General features: G+C 43.1%; 13 protein-coding genes and 1 pseudogene. 10 read left to right on the top strand and 4 right to left on the bottom strand.

Going from position 1 to position 17,771, the window contains the following annotated elements; all coding sequences use genetic code 11:
- Window positions 1-51 precede the first annotated feature (51 nt).
- From DWW10_RS22095 to DWW10_RS22085, 3 genes and pseudogenes are all read left to right on the top strand, one after another.
- A pseudogene (locus DWW10_RS22095) lies at window positions 52-1,497 on the top strand (TonB-dependent receptor plug domain-containing protein); the annotation flags it as partial.
- Window positions 1,498-1,503: 6 nt separating this feature from the next.
- The gene (locus DWW10_RS22090) at window positions 1,504-2,652 is read left to right on the top strand and encodes a DUF4249 domain-containing protein (RefSeq protein ID WP_118421089.1); all 1,149 of its coding nucleotides are present in this window, start codon (window positions 1,504-1,506) and stop codon (window positions 2,650-2,652) included.
- A gap of 12 nt (window positions 2,653-2,664) precedes the next feature.
- Window positions 2,665-4,287, top strand: coding sequence for a hypothetical protein (locus DWW10_RS22085; protein ID WP_118421088.1), 1,623 nt, complete (start codon window positions 2,665-2,667; stop codon window positions 4,285-4,287).
- A 15-nt stretch (window positions 4,288-4,302) separates the two neighbouring features.
- Here the strand turns inward: DWW10_RS22085 and DWW10_RS22080 are convergent, their stop codons facing one another.
- Entirely contained in the window at window positions 4,303-4,983 is a 681-nt protein-coding gene (locus DWW10_RS22080; RefSeq protein ID WP_182021515.1) for an SGNH/GDSL hydrolase family protein, read from the bottom strand.
- 37 nt (window positions 4,984-5,020) lie between these two features.
- Window positions 5,021-7,060 carry a beta-galactosidase gene (locus DWW10_RS22075; protein WP_409012384.1) on the bottom strand — a complete coding sequence of 680 codons (2,040 nt, stop codon included), beginning with the start codon at window positions 7,058-7,060 and terminating at the stop codon, window positions 5,021-5,023.
- Between the two features lie 237 nt (window positions 7,061-7,297).
- Between DWW10_RS22075 and DWW10_RS22070 the strand changes: the two genes are divergently transcribed.
- From DWW10_RS22070 to DWW10_RS22055, 4 genes are all read left to right on the top strand, one after another.
- Window positions 7,298-7,978, top strand: coding sequence for a DUF4450 domain-containing protein (locus DWW10_RS22070; protein WP_022391345.1), 681 nt, complete (start codon window positions 7,298-7,300; stop codon window positions 7,976-7,978).
- On the top strand, window positions 7,975-9,396 hold the full coding sequence (locus DWW10_RS22065; RefSeq protein ID WP_022391344.1) for a rhamnogalacturonidase: 1,422 nt from the start codon (window positions 7,975-7,977) through the stop codon (window positions 9,394-9,396). The genes DWW10_RS22070 and DWW10_RS22065 overlap by 4 nt, the downstream gene beginning before the upstream one ends.
- Before the next feature lie 57 nt (window positions 9,397-9,453).
- Window positions 9,454-10,581 (top strand): glycoside hydrolase family 88/105 protein, encoded by a 1,128-nt coding sequence (locus tag DWW10_RS22060; protein WP_118421166.1) that lies wholly within the window; start codon window positions 9,454-9,456, stop codon window positions 10,579-10,581.
- 132 nt (window positions 10,582-10,713) lie between these two features.
- On the top strand, window positions 10,714-11,991 hold the full coding sequence (locus tag DWW10_RS22055; RefSeq protein ID WP_118421087.1) for a rhamnogalacturonan acetylesterase: 1,278 nt from the start codon (window positions 10,714-10,716) through the stop codon (window positions 11,989-11,991).
- Window positions 11,992-12,107: 116 nt separating this feature from the next.
- On the opposite strand, the gene DWW10_RS22050 is transcribed toward DWW10_RS22055, so the two are convergent.
- On the bottom strand, window positions 12,108-12,773 hold the full coding sequence (locus tag DWW10_RS22050) for a Crp/Fnr family transcriptional regulator (protein WP_118421165.1): 666 nt from the start codon (window positions 12,771-12,773) through the stop codon (window positions 12,108-12,110).
- Between the two features lie 176 nt (window positions 12,774-12,949).
- On the opposite strand from DWW10_RS22050, the gene DWW10_RS22045 reads away from it, so the two are divergent.
- Window positions 12,950-13,549 carry a MarC family protein gene (locus tag DWW10_RS22045; RefSeq protein WP_007215438.1) on the top strand — a complete coding sequence of 200 codons (600 nt, stop codon included), beginning with the start codon at window positions 12,950-12,952 and terminating at the stop codon, window positions 13,547-13,549.
- A gap of 133 nt (window positions 13,550-13,682) precedes the next feature.
- Here the strand turns inward: DWW10_RS22045 and DWW10_RS22040 are convergent, their stop codons facing one another.
- Window positions 13,683-14,351: a rhomboid family intramembrane serine protease gene (locus tag DWW10_RS22040; RefSeq protein ID WP_118421086.1), complete on the bottom strand. Its 669-nt coding sequence runs from the start codon at window positions 14,349-14,351 to the stop codon at window positions 13,683-13,685.
- Window positions 14,352-14,543: 192 nt separating this feature from the next.
- Between DWW10_RS22040 and DWW10_RS22035 the strand changes: the two genes are divergently transcribed.
- Both DWW10_RS22035 and DWW10_RS22030 read left to right on the top strand, forming a co-directional pair.
- Window positions 14,544-16,484 (top strand): glycogen debranching enzyme N-terminal domain-containing protein, encoded by a 1,941-nt coding sequence (locus DWW10_RS22035; RefSeq protein ID WP_118421085.1) that lies wholly within the window; start codon window positions 14,544-14,546, stop codon window positions 16,482-16,484.
- A gap of 14 nt (window positions 16,485-16,498) precedes the next feature.
- The gene (locus DWW10_RS22030; RefSeq protein WP_022392375.1) at window positions 16,499-17,770 is read left to right on the top strand and encodes a glycosyltransferase; all 1,272 of its coding nucleotides are present in this window, start codon (window positions 16,499-16,501) and stop codon (window positions 17,768-17,770) included.
- Window position 17,771 lies beyond the last annotated feature (1 nt).

The raw sequence follows: 17,771 nt of genomic DNA, 5'->3' as shown, positions 1-17,771 counted from the left end.
CAGACTAGTAATTGCGAATATAACAGGTGCATAAACGGATAATCAGTTAAATTAAATATATATGGTTATTACAGCCACGACCGTTTTGCTTTTAACGATAATCAGAAGTATGCCTATAACAATATGAACTTCTCTGCCAACTGGAGAAGTATATTCTCAGAGAAGCTAACGGGAAATTTCTCTTTCGGTTATGACCATTATGATTACCGGAATGATGAAACTGTGGAAGAAACAGCGGCTGCACGGTTGTCGTTTGCCATTAATCAGTGGTTTGGGAAAGCGGATTTCAGCTACAAAATAGACGATAACCATACGTTGAATTTCGGCCTTATGAGCCAGTTCTACAATATAAATTCGGGAACTTACGAGCCGTTGCATGAGAACTCGTTGGTTAGGCTCGATCAGCTTCAAAAGGATAAAGCATTGGAAAGTGCTATTTACATCGGAGACCAGTGGGAGGTAACTTCTAAGTTATCTGTAAATGCAGGTATCCGTTATTCCATGTTCAACCTGATGGGGCCGCGTACTTACCGTACTTATCAGGATGGTATGCTGCCTTCTTCCACTACTGTCGTTGACTCAATATCGGTTGGTAACGGAAAAGTGGTTAAGACTTACCAGGGACCGGAATTCAGATTGTCTGCCCGGTATGCTTTCAATGATGATTTCTCTGTCAAGGCAGGCTTTAATACAATGCGGCAGTATATTCATAAAGTGTCGAATACCACCATTATGTCGCCTACAGATACCTGGAAGCTGAGTGATACGAACATAAAACCTCAGAATGGCTGGCAGTTGGCTGCCGGAGCATATTACAACACGCCCGGTCAGATGTTAGAGCTATCGGTAGAGGGGTACTACAAGAAACTGAATGATTATCTGGACTATCGCAGTTCAGCAAAGTTGGTGATGAACCATCATTTGGAAACAGATGTGATTAACACAGAAGGGTATGCTTATGGTGTTGAGTTCCAGGTAAAGAAGCCATCCGGTAAGTTGAACGGATGGGCAAGCTATACATATTCCCGTACTTTCCTGCGCCAGAATGATCCGCGCATTGCACGTCCTGTGAATAATGGCGAATGGTATCCGACGGAATATGACAAGCCACATGACTTCAAACTGGTAGGAAACTATAAATTTACCCGTCGCTACAGCCTGTCTTTCAATATGGATTACAGTACGGGACGTCCAACTACGATTCCTGCCGGACAATATTATGATCAAGGTCTGAAGAAGATGCAGGTTTATTATACGGACCGCAATAGCTACCGGGTTCCCGATTATTTCCGCCTCGATCTTGCCTTCAATGTGGAACCAAGCCATCATTTGACTTTATTGACGCATAGCTCTATTTCTTTCGGTATCTACAACCTGACCGGAAGGAAGAATGTCTACTCCATTTATTATGTGTCCGAAAAGGGTAAGATACAAGGATACAAAATGTCTATTTTCGGAGCACCTATTCCTTTTGTCACTTATAACATTAAATTCTAAAGAGGTATGAAGAGAAGAACGAATATATTAGTCCTGGCAAGTTTGCTATGGATCACTTTAAGTAATTGCATTGATAAGTTTGATGCAAAACTTCCGGATGGTAGTGTAGGGCTACTGGTGGTGGAAGGAAATATCATATCAGATAGTACTGTCGTATTTTCACTGAGTCGTACCTTTTCTCTAAACGAAGAAAGTATCCCCGGGGATTATAACCAGATAGTAGCTGATGTCAGTGTTGTGGGAGATGATGGTTCGCGTATAAAGGGGGTATCCATGGGTAACGGACGCTATCAGGTACAGATAGGTCCTTTGAATCAACAAATACGTTATGGAGCGGAGATTGTGTACGAGGGGGATACATATACCTCTGAACTTCAGCATCCGATAGAGACTGCGGCCATAGAGAGTGTTACTTTTAATCAGCCGGAAGACTACGGGAATATCTACATCTACCTTTCCACACAGGCAGCAAAGGGTAATGAACCTGCTTATTATCTTTGGTCTTATGAGGAAGACTGGGAGGTGAGGACGGCATTTTATGTCCAATGGTTCTATGATCCGGTGACAGATGATGTGACGACTTATGAAAAGGCTCCCTTTGCACGAGGCTGGACCCATGCAGAATCGAACAAAACACTTGTGGGTTCTACAGAATCGAATGTAACTAATTTGATAAAGGACAAGAAAATCTATTTCATTGCTTCCAACAATCTCAGGGTTTCGTATTATTATAGTACATTGATGAAGCAAAGAGCCTTATCGAAAGGAGAGTTTGAATATTATGAGAACAAAGCGAAATTGAGTGAAGATATGGGAGGACTGTTTACTCCGCAACCGTCGGAACTGCCTACCAATATTACTTGTAGTAATCCGGATAAGCAGGCAATAGGCTATGTGGGAGTCAATATGAATGTAAGCGAGTACCGCCTTTACATTTCGAACAGTGAGGTACAGTATGACAATACGTACGACTGTAATCTTTTGGAAGATACGGAAGGTAAAAGTAACCGTGATTTGTATATGGAAGGATATCGCATTGCTTATTTGGATATGTTAGGTTATGAGTGGGCTAAAAAAGGGTGTACGGATATTCGCGATTTAGGTGCAACTCTCAATAAACCTTCTTTCTGGCCGTTACCGGACAGGGATTATTAATACCAGAGTATTATGAGAAAAATTATATCTATCATCGTTTGTTTAGTTTCAGTGTTGACCTTGCAGGCTCAGACTACTGAACATATGCGAATATATACAGATAAAGACAATTATCTGGCAGGTGAAGACATGTGGATAAAGGTGTGTGTAACCGATTCCCTGTATCGTGAAAGTCAGATAAGCAAGGTGGCTTATGTCGAAATCAGTGATACGCATCAGGCGTATGCACAAGGAAAAATAGCCTTGAAGAATGGGGTGGGATGGGGACGTATCAAATTTCCTCAGACCATGCATTCGGGCACTTATCAGCTTATGGCATATACTCGCTACATGAGAAATCGGTCGGCAGATTGTTTCCCCGGAAAATACATTGCCGTACTGAATACTAATCAGGCTACGGAGGAAGATGATGTAGAGTTATTAACAGATTCTATTTTACGGATCTCCGAAAATCTGCCGGCTTCTTCGTTACGTTCATTAACAGAAAAATCTGTATATGGTAATCGTAGTAAGGTAACATTGAAGCTGTCGGGATTACCCGATAATATGCGGGATCTGACTTTATCTGTGGTGAGGAAAGACTGCACATTACCACTTTTCCCATCTCTGGGGAGTTTGCAAAAAACGAATACCGGTTCATCTGCTCATCTTATTGCCGAATGTGAAGGACATATAGTGACCGGAAAGCTAATAGGAGCGCCTGCCGATTCAGTGGATGCACGGTTATCATGTGTAGGTAAGGACATACGGATCTTCGATGGGCAATTACAGCCCGATGGTACTTATGCTTTTTATACTTCCGGAATCACGAATATGCAGGATGTCGTGTTGACGGCTTTGCCGGAAAGAGGACGTCCGGGCAGATTGGAAGTAGTCTCTCCTTTTGCCGGATTATTACCCGAAAGTCTTCCTGGATTACGTTTGGCATACGACGAAGAAGCACTGATAGAACGTAGTATCGGAGCGCAGTTGCATGCTATTCTGCCGGTAGATTCCACTCAGAATCAGAGTATATTGGAACAGTTACATAATTTTTCTCCTTCGATCAGCTATAATCTGGATGAGTACGTTCGTTTCAATACAGTACGTGAGGCCTTTATAGAATTTGTGATGGGAGTACGCGTAAGTAAAGTAGAAGGTGAAACAATTATCAGAATATTGCAGGAAGATATTAAACGATTCAGTAGTTTAAAAGCATTAGTGTTGATAGATGGAGTGCCCATTGAAAACCATGAAACTGTATTGGATTACAATGCGCGCTTACTGCATTATATCCACCAATATAGTGGCAGGTATACATTTGGTGGTAAGCTGTATGAAGGAATCGTTTCATTGATTACACATAAGGGAACTCTCCCCGGACTGCGTCTGGATGAGAATTCCCAGTTGTTTACTTATGAGTTTCCTCAGAACCGGCCTGTTTTTATGACTCCGGCATATGATTCGGAAGAACAACTAACATCCCGTATTCCTGATTTCCGTCATACACTTTATTGGAATCCGGATATAACTCTTACGACGGATGCCGTTAGTTTCTATACATCGGATATGAAAGGAACTTATGTGGTGACTTTGCAGGGAATCACGGATAAGGGTGAAGCGGTTAAAATACAAGGTGAATTTGTGGTGAAATAAAATACACCGTTCACCTTAATACTGTAATATAAAGTTTTCCGCTACTTTCAGGAAGCGGGCATGGCCTTTTGCATTCAGATGTGCCGTGTCCTTCTCTCCCTGGAAATATATTTTCCTGAAAGCATCATTGTCGGCATAGATGCCTCCCTTCCTGGCGCAATCAAAGATGGGAATGCTGTAATTACCGCAGACTTCCACCATGGCGTCTATCACTTTCTCGGAGTCACTTCCCTTGAAGTCCTTACAGTTCCATCGGGTAAAGAAGAATATTTTGGCTGTGGGATATTTCTCTACGAGTCCTTTGCAGAGTATTTCCAGTTTAGACTTGAAATTATCTATTCCTCCGATGGAATCGAGTTTGAAAGCATCGTTGTGCCCCCCGATTACGATAACATAGTCGAGGTTGTCTGCCATCTCTTTATATCTTATGTACATGGCTTCGCCCCAGCGCGGGCTGGAATAAGCAATACTATTCCCATTCCTGCCATAATTGAAGTATTCCATGCCATGTTTTTGAGCAAAAGCGTAGTGCCAGGTATTTTCAACAGGTTCTTTGTGGTTCTTCACATAGCTGTCACCAATGACTCCGATACGTTTTCCTTTCAGATCATCCGCTTGCGGGTGAGTGTTTGTTGTCTGTGCGAATCCCGTGAGGGCGGACAGGCAGAAGATGATAAATAATAGTTTCTTTCTCATGATACTTATTGTGTATAAATAGATGTGCGGCTCTAAACTATTGCTTTGTTGCAAATACCAGTACTCCTGCTGTCGGAATATCTGTTGTTCCTATCAAAGCTTTGGCTCCTTCAGGAAGATTGAAGCGATAGGGCTTGTCGCCATAATTGAGAACTATTCCCAAGCCGTTGCGATATTCCATCGTTACTCCATACGGCAGATCCATTACAGATATATTCAGTTTTGCATAGAGCTTTTTGAGTACATCTCTTTCTAAGGTTCCGTCCGTGCTGTCGATTCCTACATAAGTGATAGTACCTTTACCAAGTTTGCGGGTAGTAATGGCCGGTTTTCCTTCATAAAATTCTTCGATATACTTTCCCCAGGTCTGGCAATCCTTACCCGGTTTCAGTATCTCTCCCCAGGTGTTCCAGTGGTATTCTTTACCATCCATCACAAACTTTCCCGGTTCTTCGGGGAGCAGAAGGTCGTAAAACTCCATTTCATTTCCTGTCAAATCATAGATCAGTGAACCGAAAGGTGCTTCGGGCAGACGGCCGTAACGGTCTTTCTGTGCAGTACGGCAGGTTAATACCAGATTACCGCCATTCTTTACGTATTCAGTCCAACGGTCTACCAATGCTTTGTCTGCCATCTGATAGGCAGGAGCAATGACTACCGGATACTGTGACAGGTCTTTGCTTTCATTAATGATATCGACCGGAGCTCCAAAGCTTTTTAACGTACGGTAATACTTGTCAATGTGTGCCATCGTATTCCAGGTACGGTTCTGCTTCTGGCGTTCGATGCTCCATGCATTTTCGTGATTGAAAAGTATGGCGGTGCGACGTGCTTGGTAATCGGCGGGTTTCATATCACGTGCTTTTGCCTGTATACGCAGTTGTTTCACTTCTTTGATGAATTGTTCGAACTCATGTCCTCCGGGGGTAATGGTAGTGCCGTCTGTGTTGGCAATTCCGTAATGATACTGCTCTGTTCCGTAAAGCGGCTGGCGGTAACGGTACGTACAAATAAAGTCGCTTCCTCCTGCAAATACACTCCAGAGCCACAGGCGGACAGCGCCGGGAAGTGGTTGTGGATTAATACCTCCCCAATTTACTTGTCCCGGTTGCAGTTCCATTACTCCGTAAGTTCCTTGCACGGGGCGGAAGAAATCGTTGGCAAAGGCAATGCGTAACGGATTTCCTACCCGGTATCCGCGACGTCCGATGCCTTCGTTATCGCCATAAACCATGTAGCGGGTATAGCTTACGAAATCCAGGTCGGGACTTCCACCGATATGGCCTTCATCATAGTTGGGGATATAATTGGTGGTAATCCATTGGTTGCGGGCATACTTCTTAATCAGCAGGCATTGCTCGTTCAGGAAGTCATTGGTTTGTCCGGCGGCAAAGCGTCGGTAATCCAGTATTTGATGATGGTTCATAAACATCTGGGCAGTCTTGGGGAGGGTGATTTCGTCAAAGGTCGAATAAACTTCACTCCAGAAAGCAGTGCCCCAGGCATCATTCAGTTCTTTGATAGTATTGTGATACTTGTTTTTCAGGAAGTTGCGGAATGCTACTTCTGCCGCCTCATTATAATCGAACTGTACGGCAGGCTCGTTATCAAGTTGCCAGCCTATGATGCGTGGATCATTGCCGTAATGTTGTGCCAACTTTTCTATCATCTTGTAGGCAAGCTCCCGATACCGTGGAGAGGCGAATGATGCATGTTGACGGGCACCGTGGTCGAGGACTGTACCATCTTCATACTTAATCAGGATTTCAGGATATTTACGACTTAACCACACGGGTGGGGTAGCGGTAGAAGTACACATCACTACTTTTAGTTTGTACTTGTCTGCCAAAGCGATTGCCTTGTCCAGCCAGGCGAAGTCATATTTGCCTTCTTCTGGTTCCAGTTGCGCCCAGGCAAACTCGGCAAAGTGGGTGAACTCAAAACCTAAGTCATGCATCTGCTTGAAGTCACGTTCCCATTGACTTTCGTCCCAATGTTCGGGATAGTAGTAAACACCGGTCAGGGTGAGGTCTTTGTCATTGAACCATGTTGATTGTGCAAAGAGCATTCCGCTCATCAGGCATGCACAAAGTAGGGTGAAGATTTGCTTTTTCATGGATGTTTTTCTTGTTGGATTTATATGTACGCAAAGGTAAGTGACTCAGGAAAAAGAGCCTATGGAAAATAGTGCAATTTCCTGCAAAATAGGACTCTTTTAGATGAATTTCCATGTAAATGTACATGTTTCCATTTATTGAACCTGTGAAATGGCCTATTTTCGCAGCATGAATTAATTAACGGAATACTGGATACTATGAGGAGAAGCATCACGATATTATTATTGTTAGTTCTTGTGCTGATGGAAGTGAAAGCACAGGTGCTTCCTTTTCGTTTGTCTAAAGGGTCGGGTACTTTCCGGCTCGGAATAGTAGCAGGTGATGAAAGCCGTTGGTTGGATGAATGTAGTTTGAAGAAAACGGGAGACCGGATATATATCATAAAGGATGCATTGTTAGAAAAGGGTGAAGTTAGGTTGGTAATATGTCCTTTGGCAGATACGAAGGGTTTTGTAATGGAGGTTTCCGGCTCCCGTTTACCCCAAAATATATCTTTGTGTTGGGCTTTCGGAGCCTGCAATGAAGATGAAACTCTTTCGAAAGAAGGAAATATAATCTCTCCCGGGGCTTGCCGGGACAATGTGTTCAGTGATGAAGAGAACGCTGTCACTGTATATTATGGCGAAAGCATGGGTTTGCGGGTTACTTCGGGAATCATGCCTATTGGTTCTGAACTTCGCTTGTCGGATGCCCATCAGCAGAAAACTCCACTTGAATTGTATCATTCGGGAAAGAAAACAGATGCTCCTGTGCTTTCCGGCTTCTACTCCTGGACTGCGCAAGAGAATTGTTACTTCTGTTTCTATAAACAGAACGCCAAGGCGGATTATAATTACTTTATGTTACCGGAATTATTTCTAAAAGAAAATAAGAGATGAAACGTTTGGTTGTGTTCATATCGGTTTGTTGCTGGGTGCTGCTGATGCAGGCGTCCATCCATAATGTGAAAGATTATGGAGCCAGGGCCGATGGGGTGACCATTGATTCGCCTGCCATTAATCGTGCCATCTCTGCGGCTGCCGGTGAAGGTGGTGGAACCGTATATATCCCTGCCGGAGAATATGTCTGCTATTCTATACGGCTTGCCAGCCATGTTCATCTTTATCTGGAACAAGGTGCACGCATCATAGCGGCATCGCCTACTCCGGAGGGTGGATATGATGAGGCTGAGCCGAACGAACATAACCGTTATCAGGACTTTGGTCATAGCCATTGGAAAAACTCCCTGATCTGGGGAATCGGCATCGAAGATGTGACTATTAGCGGCCCCGGACTGATCTATGGTCGTGGGTTGACTCGTGAAGAAAGCCGTTTGCCGGGAGTGGGAAATAAGGCTATCAGCTTGAAACTTTGCAAAAATATCACACTGAAAGATTTCTCCATGTTGCGTTGCGGGCATTTTGCTTTGTTGGCTACCGGAGTGGATAATCTGAGCATTATTAACCTGAAAGTGGATACCAACCGTGACGGATTCGATATAGATTGCTGTAAGAATGTCCGTATAATGGGATGTAGTGTCAACAGTCCGTGGGATGATGCGATTGTATTGAAGGCATCCTATGCCCTCGGAAGTTTCAGGGACACGGAGAATGTGACGATTTCCGATTGCTATGTTACCGGTTACGACCGTGGAACGATGCTGGATGCCACATGGCAGTGCGATGAACCGCAGGCGCCCGATCACGGCTATGTAACGGGACGTATAAAGTTGGGCACTGAATCCAGTGGCGGCTTCAAAAACATTGCTATTACGAACTGTATCTTTGAGCGTTGCCGCGGTCTTGCACTTGAAACGGTGGATGGCGGTCAGTTGGAAGATATTGTTATCAGCAATATCACAATGCGGGATATAGTGAATGCTCCTTTCTTCTTGCGCCTTGGCAAACGTATGCGTAGCCCCGAAGGAACTCCGCTAGGTTCAATGAAGCGTATTCTTATCAGTAATGTCAATGTATTCAATGCCGATTCACGTTACTCTTCCATTATCAGTGGGGTGCCGGGAGCATGGATCGAGGATGTGACTTTCAGCAATATCCATATTTATCATCAGGGAGGCTATACGGCAGAAGATGGCAAGCGTATTCCGCCTGAGAATGAAAAGACTTATCCGGAACCATGGATGTTTGGTACTATTCCGGCAAAAGGTTTTTATATCCGTCATGCACAGGGAGTGACACTGGATAATGTACATTTCCATTATAAACAGCCGGATGGACGTCCTTTGTTTGCGACGGATGATGCCGAAAGAGTGGTGTACCGGAGTATAACCGTGGATGGTGAAGAGTACAATAATTAGTGTGAAACAATAGGTAGATTAAGATATAGAACAGTATTAATGAGTAATAACCACATCATGAAAAAGAAATTGATAGGAGTTTTCCTCTTTATGAGTCTCATTTGCGGGAGTGTCAGTGCACAAGGATTACCCGACAGGAAAGAGACACTTAAAACTTTGGTAAAAGTGAATGATTACTTCATGAAGAAGTATGCAGATTATCGTACGCCGTCTTATAATGGTATTATTCGTCCCAGCAATATCTGGACGCGGGGAGTATATTATGAGGGATTGATGGCGCTGCATTCCATTTTTCCACGGGAAGATTATTATAATTATGCCTATCAGTGGGCTGATTATCATAAGTGGGGAATGCGCAACGGGAATGTTACCCGTAATGCCGATGACCAGTGTTGCGGACAGGTTTATATCGACTTGTATAATATTTGCCCCAATCCGGAGATGATTAAGAATATCAAGATTAATATTGATATGGTGGTTAATACTCCGCAAGTAAACGATTGGTGGTGGGTAGATGCCATACAAATGGCAATGCCTATTTATGCCAAACTGGGCAAGTTGACAGGAGAGCTGAAATATACTGATAAGATGTGGGAATTATATAGCTATACCCGCAACGAGTATGCCAAGAATGGTCTGTTCAATCCTAAAGACGGACTGTGGTGGAGAGATCATGACTTTGTTCCGCCCTATAAAGAACCGAATGGAGAAGATTGCTATTGGAGCCGTGGCAATGGTTGGGCGTATGCCGCATTGGTGCGGGTGTTGGAAGAATTACCCGCAAATGAGCTGCATCGTGCAGATTATATCAATGACTTCCTGACTATGAGTAAGGCAATCAAGAAATGCCAGCGTAAAGATGGTTTCTGGAATGCGAGCTTGCATGATGAAACAAACTTTGGCGGTAAAGAAACGAGTGGTACGGCTTTATTTGTTTATGGAATGGCCTGGGGCGTGCGCAATGGGTTGTTGGATAAGAAAGAATACCTCCCCGTATTGTTGAAAGCCTGGAATGCAATGGTACAGGATGCTGTTCATCCAAACGGTTGTTTGGGCTATGTACAGGGAACAGGAAAGGAACCTAAAGACGGTCAGCCGGTGACTTATGATAAGATACCTGATTTTGAGGATTATGGTATCGGCTGCTTCCTGTTGGCAGGAACCGAAGTGTATAAATTAAATTAATTAGTAACAGATTTCATAGATTATAGTATAATTGATTAAAAAGTCAATTAGGGGGAAGGAGGGACTGTGAAGTCGTTCCTTTTCTTTTTCTTTGCATAATAAATTGAGTAACTAACATAAAATGAAAGAGATATGAGACGGATTTTTACATTGTTAATTTTAGGATTCTTGTTTGCTTCCGGTGCGGGAGCACAAAGTTATAAGTTCGACTTTACTTCCGGTAAAAAAGTGAAGGACGGATATATTAAGATTACATCTGCCGACCGGTATGATCAGGCAAAAGGCTATGGATATGACCTATGCCCTTCTCCTGACGGAAAGAGTAAGGCTCCTTTCTTCTTTTCTGTAGCCGTACCGGATGGGAATTATCATGTTACGGCTATTGTCGGCAGCAAACGCAATGCTGGAGAAACAACACTTCGTGGAGAATCACGCCGTCTCTTTTATGAGAACGTGAAAACGAAAAAAGGGGAATTACTGCCCTGTTCCTTCACTATAAATAAGCGTGATATACATATCTCCGACAAAGAAGATGTACGCATCAAGCCGCGTGAACGTAGCAAACTGAACTGGGACGATAAGCTGACTTTAGAATTCAACGGAGATGCTCCCCAGTTAACAGAACTGATTATTGAGCGTGTGGAAAATGTTCCTACGATCTTCTTATGTGGTAACTCTACTGTAGTCGATCAGGACAATGAACCCTGGGCCAGCTGGGGGCAGATGGTGCCTCGCTTTTTTACAGATAGCATTTGCTTTGCAAATTATGCTGAGTCTGGCGAATCCGCCAATACTTTCATTGGTGCCGGTCGCTTAAAGAAAGCTCTGACGCAAATGAAACCGGGCGATTATATCTTTATGGAGTTCGGTCATAACGACCAGAAGCAGAAAGGTCCTGGTAAAGGTGCTTTTTACTCTTTTATGACAAGCCTGAAAACGTTTGTAGATGAAGCTCGTGCCCGTGGTGCTCAACCTGTATTGGTAACTCCTACCCAAAGACGTCGCTTTGATGAAAATGGTAAGATAGAAAACACTCATCTGGATTTTCCCGATGCAGTACGCTGGTTGGCAGAAAAGGAAAATATACCTTTAATAGACCTGCATGCTATGACACGTGTCTTGTATGAGGCTATGGGAGTAGAGGAGTCTAAACATGCTTTTGTGCACTATCCGGCAAATACTTATCCCGGACAGGATAGACCATTGGCGGATAATACCCATTTTAATCCGTATGGAGCCTATCAGATTGCTAAATGTGTAATTGAAGGTATGAAGAAAGCCGGATTGCCTGTTGTGAAGTTCCTGAGAGCAGATTACCAGGGATATAACCCGTCACAGCCGGATAATCGCGACTCTTTTAAATGGAATGACATTCCGTTTACGGAAGTGGAAAAGCCGGACGGTAACTAAAGAAAGCTTTAGAATAAGAATTACGCGAATGATACAGAACTGATTTCTTTAAAGAATCAAAGAAAATATCTGTATGATTCGCGTAATTTATGTTCTGATACTTATAAAAAAGGCTTTTAGGGGATCAATCTTTCTAAGTCCGGAATCACTATTTCGCCTCGGTGTAGCTCCAGTAAACCATTTTCCTGCATGCCATTCAATGCTTTCGATACACTCAGGCGTGTGTCATTAATAGCATTGGCAAGTTCCTCCATCTTTATTTTCAGTATCTTTTCTCCCGAGGGACGTTCAATGTGTGAGAGTATAAAATCGGTGATACGTGCTTCAAGTCTTTCCGGAACTTCCGTCCACAAACGATTGTAGCAGGTTTGTGCCCGGTTACTGATAATATTCATATAGTTGAGTCGGAAGATTTCGTATCTGAACAAATCGTTCATCACAAATGCTTTACTGATGGTTACGGTATTTACTTCCGTGTGAGCTATATGAGTAGATACGTAAGACGTATTCATACCGAACAAAGATTGCGGTTCAATCAGGTATGGCGCCTGAAAATACTCCGTAAAAGTGTAAGAATTATCTGTAGATGAGGTAGATGAAGCGATTTCCCCGTTCAGGATAAATACCAATTGCCCACATATTGTTCCTTTTTTTACTAATGTTTCTCCAGCCTTGTGCTTGGTGAAATGTAATTTTACTTTTCCCAATATATTGGTGAAGTCCTCATGAGCGAGTCCTTGAAACAGTGGCAATTGGAGCAGGGTGTCATACATCGTTTCCATATCTTTATCAACTTCTTTGTTTGAAAACAAATGTAAGCATAATCACCAGTTGCCGTAAACACTTTGCCTCTCTTTTTGTTTTTTTTATTATTTCTTAAACGTGCTATTCATTCAGGTGATTAAATCTTGTGAAATGCATAAAAATCGATTATCTTTGCAAAAAAAAGGAGGGACACATGTTTGCAGCATTTAACTTACAACAAATGATCAGTGCATTTATCGTACTATTCGCAGTTATCGATATCATTGGTTCTATTCCTATCATTATCAATTTGAAGGAAAAAGGTAAAGAAGTGAACGCATTGAAGGCCACGTTGATATCTTTTGCGTTATTGATAGGCTTCTTCTATGCAGGAGATATGATGTTAAAGTTATTTCATGTGGATATTGAATCGTTTGCCGTTGCAGGTGCGTTTGTTATCTTCCTGATGTCTCTGGAAATGATTCTGGATGTAGAGATATTTAAGAATCAGGGACCGATTAAGGAGGCTACTTTAGTGCCGTTGGTTTTCCCGTTGCTGGCAGGTGCAGGTGCTTTCACTACATTACTTTCTCTTCGTGCGGAATACGCCAGTGTTAATATTATCATTGCTTTGGTGCTGAATATGATATGGGTGTATTTTGTCGTTAGCATGACAGGGCGTGTAGAACGCTTCCTGGGTAAAGGCGGTATTTACATAATCCGTAAGTTTTTCGGTATCATTCTATTGGCTATCTCGGTAAGGTTGTTTATGGCGAACATTACTTTGCTGGTAGAGGCGCTGCATAAAACCTGATAAAGATAGCTTTTTCTCAACTATTCTCACTACATTGAGAATCTTTTCTCGTTTCGGTGAGAATGTATTCTCAATACGATGAGTATTTCTTCTCAATGCGGTGAGAATATCTTCTTGCTGTGGTGAGAAGAAATCAGATCTCTATCTGCTCCTCTTCCTTTACCTGCTCCTCTTCACCTGACTCCTCGTCAAGTGTTTCTTCTTCATCGTCTTCGTTTGCAAACGGGTCCGGTCGTTGAGGGCCATATCCCATAAATGCAATGGCACATATTGTGCCAGCTATGGCTCCGCTCAGGTGTCCTTCCCAGGAAGTGGTTTCTTTTGCAAAGAATGGAAACATATTCCAGATAAGTCCACCATAAAGAAAGGTAACTAATAAGGAGATAGCAATCAGCGGAACGTGTTTTCGAAGAATGCCGCTGAAGAATAGAAAAAATGCAAGGCCATAGATGATTCCACTGGCTCCGATGTGCCATCCCGGCTTGCCTATAAGAAAGGTGAGTGCACCGCATCCTATCCAGATGGCAAAAAATATATAAGAGGCAATATGCCGGTAAAAGTAGAACAAGCACCACATCAGGAAGAGTAGCGGTAGTGTATTTGCCAGTAAATGCTTCCAACTGCCATGTACAAGCGGGTGTGCGAAGATACCAAATACTCCTCTTTGCTCCATAGGATATACACCTAACCTCCTGAAATCCCAGTCCATACCGACTTCAAGGAACTTTAGCAAGTAAAGAATAAAAATAAGGAATAACGGTATAACCGCTGCCAGAGCTATCCGGCGGATATCATGCTTCATGTTTCGTACAGGTTTCTGTTATTTTGGTACAATGCTACGAATATTTAAGTAAAAAACGAAAATAAATGAACTTTTTATTTTGCGTATTGTCTTTAATTTGTATTTTTGGGCATCACTACCATACCCGTAAACATAGTAGGCGAGGTATGGAGCATGATGCCTGAACAATTAACCTTTAAATAATGCACAACTATGAGTTATTTACGATTTGACAAGACTCTGATGATCAATCTGGAAGAATCTTTACCAAGGGAGATACTCCGGACAAATAAATCAGGAGCCTATCATTGTACAACGATTGTAGATTGTAACACACGCAAATATCACGGACTATTGGTGATTCCCGTCCCCAATCTCGACGATGAAAATCATGTGCTGCTGTCTTCTTTGGATGAAACGGTAATTCAGCACGGTGCGGAGTTTAACCTGGGGTTGCATAAATATCAAGGAAACCACTTTAGTCCGAATGGACATAAGTATATCCGCGAATTTGATTGCGAACATATCCCGGCGACAACTTACCGTGTAGGAGGAGTTATTCTCCGCAAAGAAAAGATCTTTGTACACCACGAAAACAGAATTTTAATTCGTTATACCTTGGTAGATGCCCATTCGGCAACCACACTTCGTTTCCGCCCTTTTTTGGCATTTCGTAGTGTGCGCGAGTATACGCACGAAAATCCACAGGTAAATCGTGACTATCAACAGATAGAGAATGGTATAAAAACTTGTATGTATCCCGGTTATCCCGAGCTCTTCATGCAATTGAATAAGAAGAATGAGTTTCACTACCAGCCGGACTGGTATCGTGGCATCGAATATCCTAAAGAACAGGAACGTGGATATAGTTTTAATGAAGACTTGTATGTTCCCGGATATTTCGAAGTGGATATAAAGAAAGGTGAGAGTATTGTTTTCTCTGCCGGTATCTCTGAGATTTCCCCGCGTAAATTGAAACAGACATTTGAAGCGGAGGTGGAAGATCGTACGCCGCGTGACAGTTTCTATCACTGTCTGCAGAATTCGGCACATCAGTTCCATAACAAGCAGGGAAATGATCACTATGTGCTGGCCGGGTATCCCTGGTTCAAGTGCCGTGCCCGCGACCTGTTCATATCTTTGCCCGGACTGACGCTGGCAGTAGATGAACAGAATGAATTCGAAGATGTTATGGTGACTGCTGAGAAGGCTATACGGGAATTTATCAATGGAGAGCCTGCCAGCTATAAGATCTACGAAATGGAAGATCCCGATGTGTTGTTATGGGCTATATGGGCTTTGCAACAATATGCCAAAGAAACTTCTCGTGAGCAATGTCGCCAGAAATATGGTAGTTTGCTGGAGGATATCATGGATTACATCCGTAGCCGTAAGCATGATAATCTTTTCCTGCATGAAAATGGTCTGCTATATGCCAATGGAACGGAGAAAGCCATTACGTGGATGAATTCTACAGTAAATGGTCGTCCGGTAACACCACGTACGGGATACATTGTGGAAGTGAACTCTTTGTGGTATAATGCACTTCGCTTCATAGCCGACCTGGTTCGTGAAGTTGGTAATGTCCATCTGGCAGATGAATTGGATGCCCAGGCTGAAATAACCGGGAAGTCATTTGTAGAAATATTCCGTAATGAAAGCGGTTATCTGTTCGATTATGTAGATGGATTTATGATGGACTGGAGCGTCCGTCCAAATATGATATTTACCGTTGCCTTTGATTATTCTCCGCTGGACCGGGCACAGAAAAAACAAGTGCTTGATATTGTGACGAAAGAGTTGCTTACTCCGAAAGGTCTGCGTACTCTCAGTCCGAAGAGTGGGGGATACAATCCTAATTATGTCGGTCCTCAGATTCAGAGAGATTATGCTTATCACCAGGGTACAGCCTGGCCTTGGCTTATGGGTTTCTATATGGAGGCGTACCTGCGTATTTACAAGATGAGCGGTGTATCATTCGTGGAGCGTTATCTGATTGGTTTTGAAGATGAGATGACGAGTCATTGTATTGGTTCGCTCCCCGAACTCTTTGATGGTAATCCACCGTTCAGAGGTCGTGGTGCAGTATCTTTTGCTATGAACGTGGCTGAAATACTGCGCATCTTGAAATTGTTGTCTAAGTATAATTTATAAGAGGAGGAACGAAAATGAAAGTTTTAATGTTTGGATGGGAGTTCCCCCCGCATATCTTAGGTGGCTTGGGAACTGCCAGCTACGGTCTGACGAAGGGAATGTCCCAGCAGGAAGATATGGAAATTACTTTCTGTATTCCAAAGCCGTGGGGCGATGAAGACCAGAGCTTCTTGCGTATCATAGGCATGAATAGCACTCCGGTAGTGTGGCGTGATGTAAACTGGGATTATGTTCAGGGACGTGTAGGTTCTTATATGAACCCCCAACTCTATTATGATTTACGTGATCATATTTATGCCGATTTCAATTATTTGCATACCAATGATCTCGGTTGTATCGAGTTTTCCGGCCGTTATCCGGCCAACTTGCACGAAGAGATCAATAACTATTCTATTGTGGCCGGTGTGGTGGCACGCCAACAGGAGTTTGAGATCATCCACTCACACGACTGGTTGACGTATCCTGCAGGTATTCATGCCAAACAGGTGTCAGGCAAACCGTTGGTAATCCATGTGCATGCCACCGACTTCGACCGTAGCCGTGGTAATGTGAATCCCACTGTGTATGCCATTGAGAAGAATGGAATGGATCATGCCGATCACATTATGTGTGTGAGCGAACTGACTCGTCAGACGGTTATTCATAAGTATTTCCAGGATCCACGCAAGGTATCTACCGTGCATAATGCAGTTTCTCCGCTTCCGCAGGAAATACAGGATATTGTACCGCAGAAGAAGCCGAATGAAAAGGTGGTGACTTTCTTAGGTCGTATCACTATGCAAAAGGGACCTGAGTATTTCGTAGAAGCTGCTGCAATGGTATTGCACCGTACTCGTAACATCCGTTTCGTAATGGCGGGAAATGGCGATATGATGAACCAGATGATTCGTTTGGTAGCTGAACGCGGTATTGCCGACCGCTTCCATTTCCCCGGTTTCATGAAAGGAAGTCAAGTGTATGAAATGCTGAAGGCGAGTGATGTGTACATCATGCCCTCTGTTTCGGAACCATTTGGTATTTCTCCTTTGGAAGCTATGCAATGTAGTGTACCTACCATTATCTCTAAACAATCCGGTTGTGCCGAAATTTTAGAGAAATGTATTAAGACCGATTATTGGGATATCCACGCTATGGCAGATGCTATCTACGCTATCTGTACTTATCCTGCCCTTTATGAATACTTGCGTGACGAAGGTAAGAAGGAAGTGGATGCCATTAAGTGGGAAGATGTGGGATTGAAAGTGCGCCGCATCTACGAAGAGGTCATTAAACAATATAATAGATAAC

Origin of the sequence: Bacteroides intestinalis (assembly GCF_003464595.1) — a bacterium.
Classification (GTDB): domain Bacteria; phylum Bacteroidota; class Bacteroidia; order Bacteroidales; family Bacteroidaceae; genus Bacteroides; species Bacteroides intestinalis_A.
The sequence above is the reverse complement of the archived record's forward strand: the minus strand, read 5'-3'. Positions and strand labels throughout refer to the sequence as shown.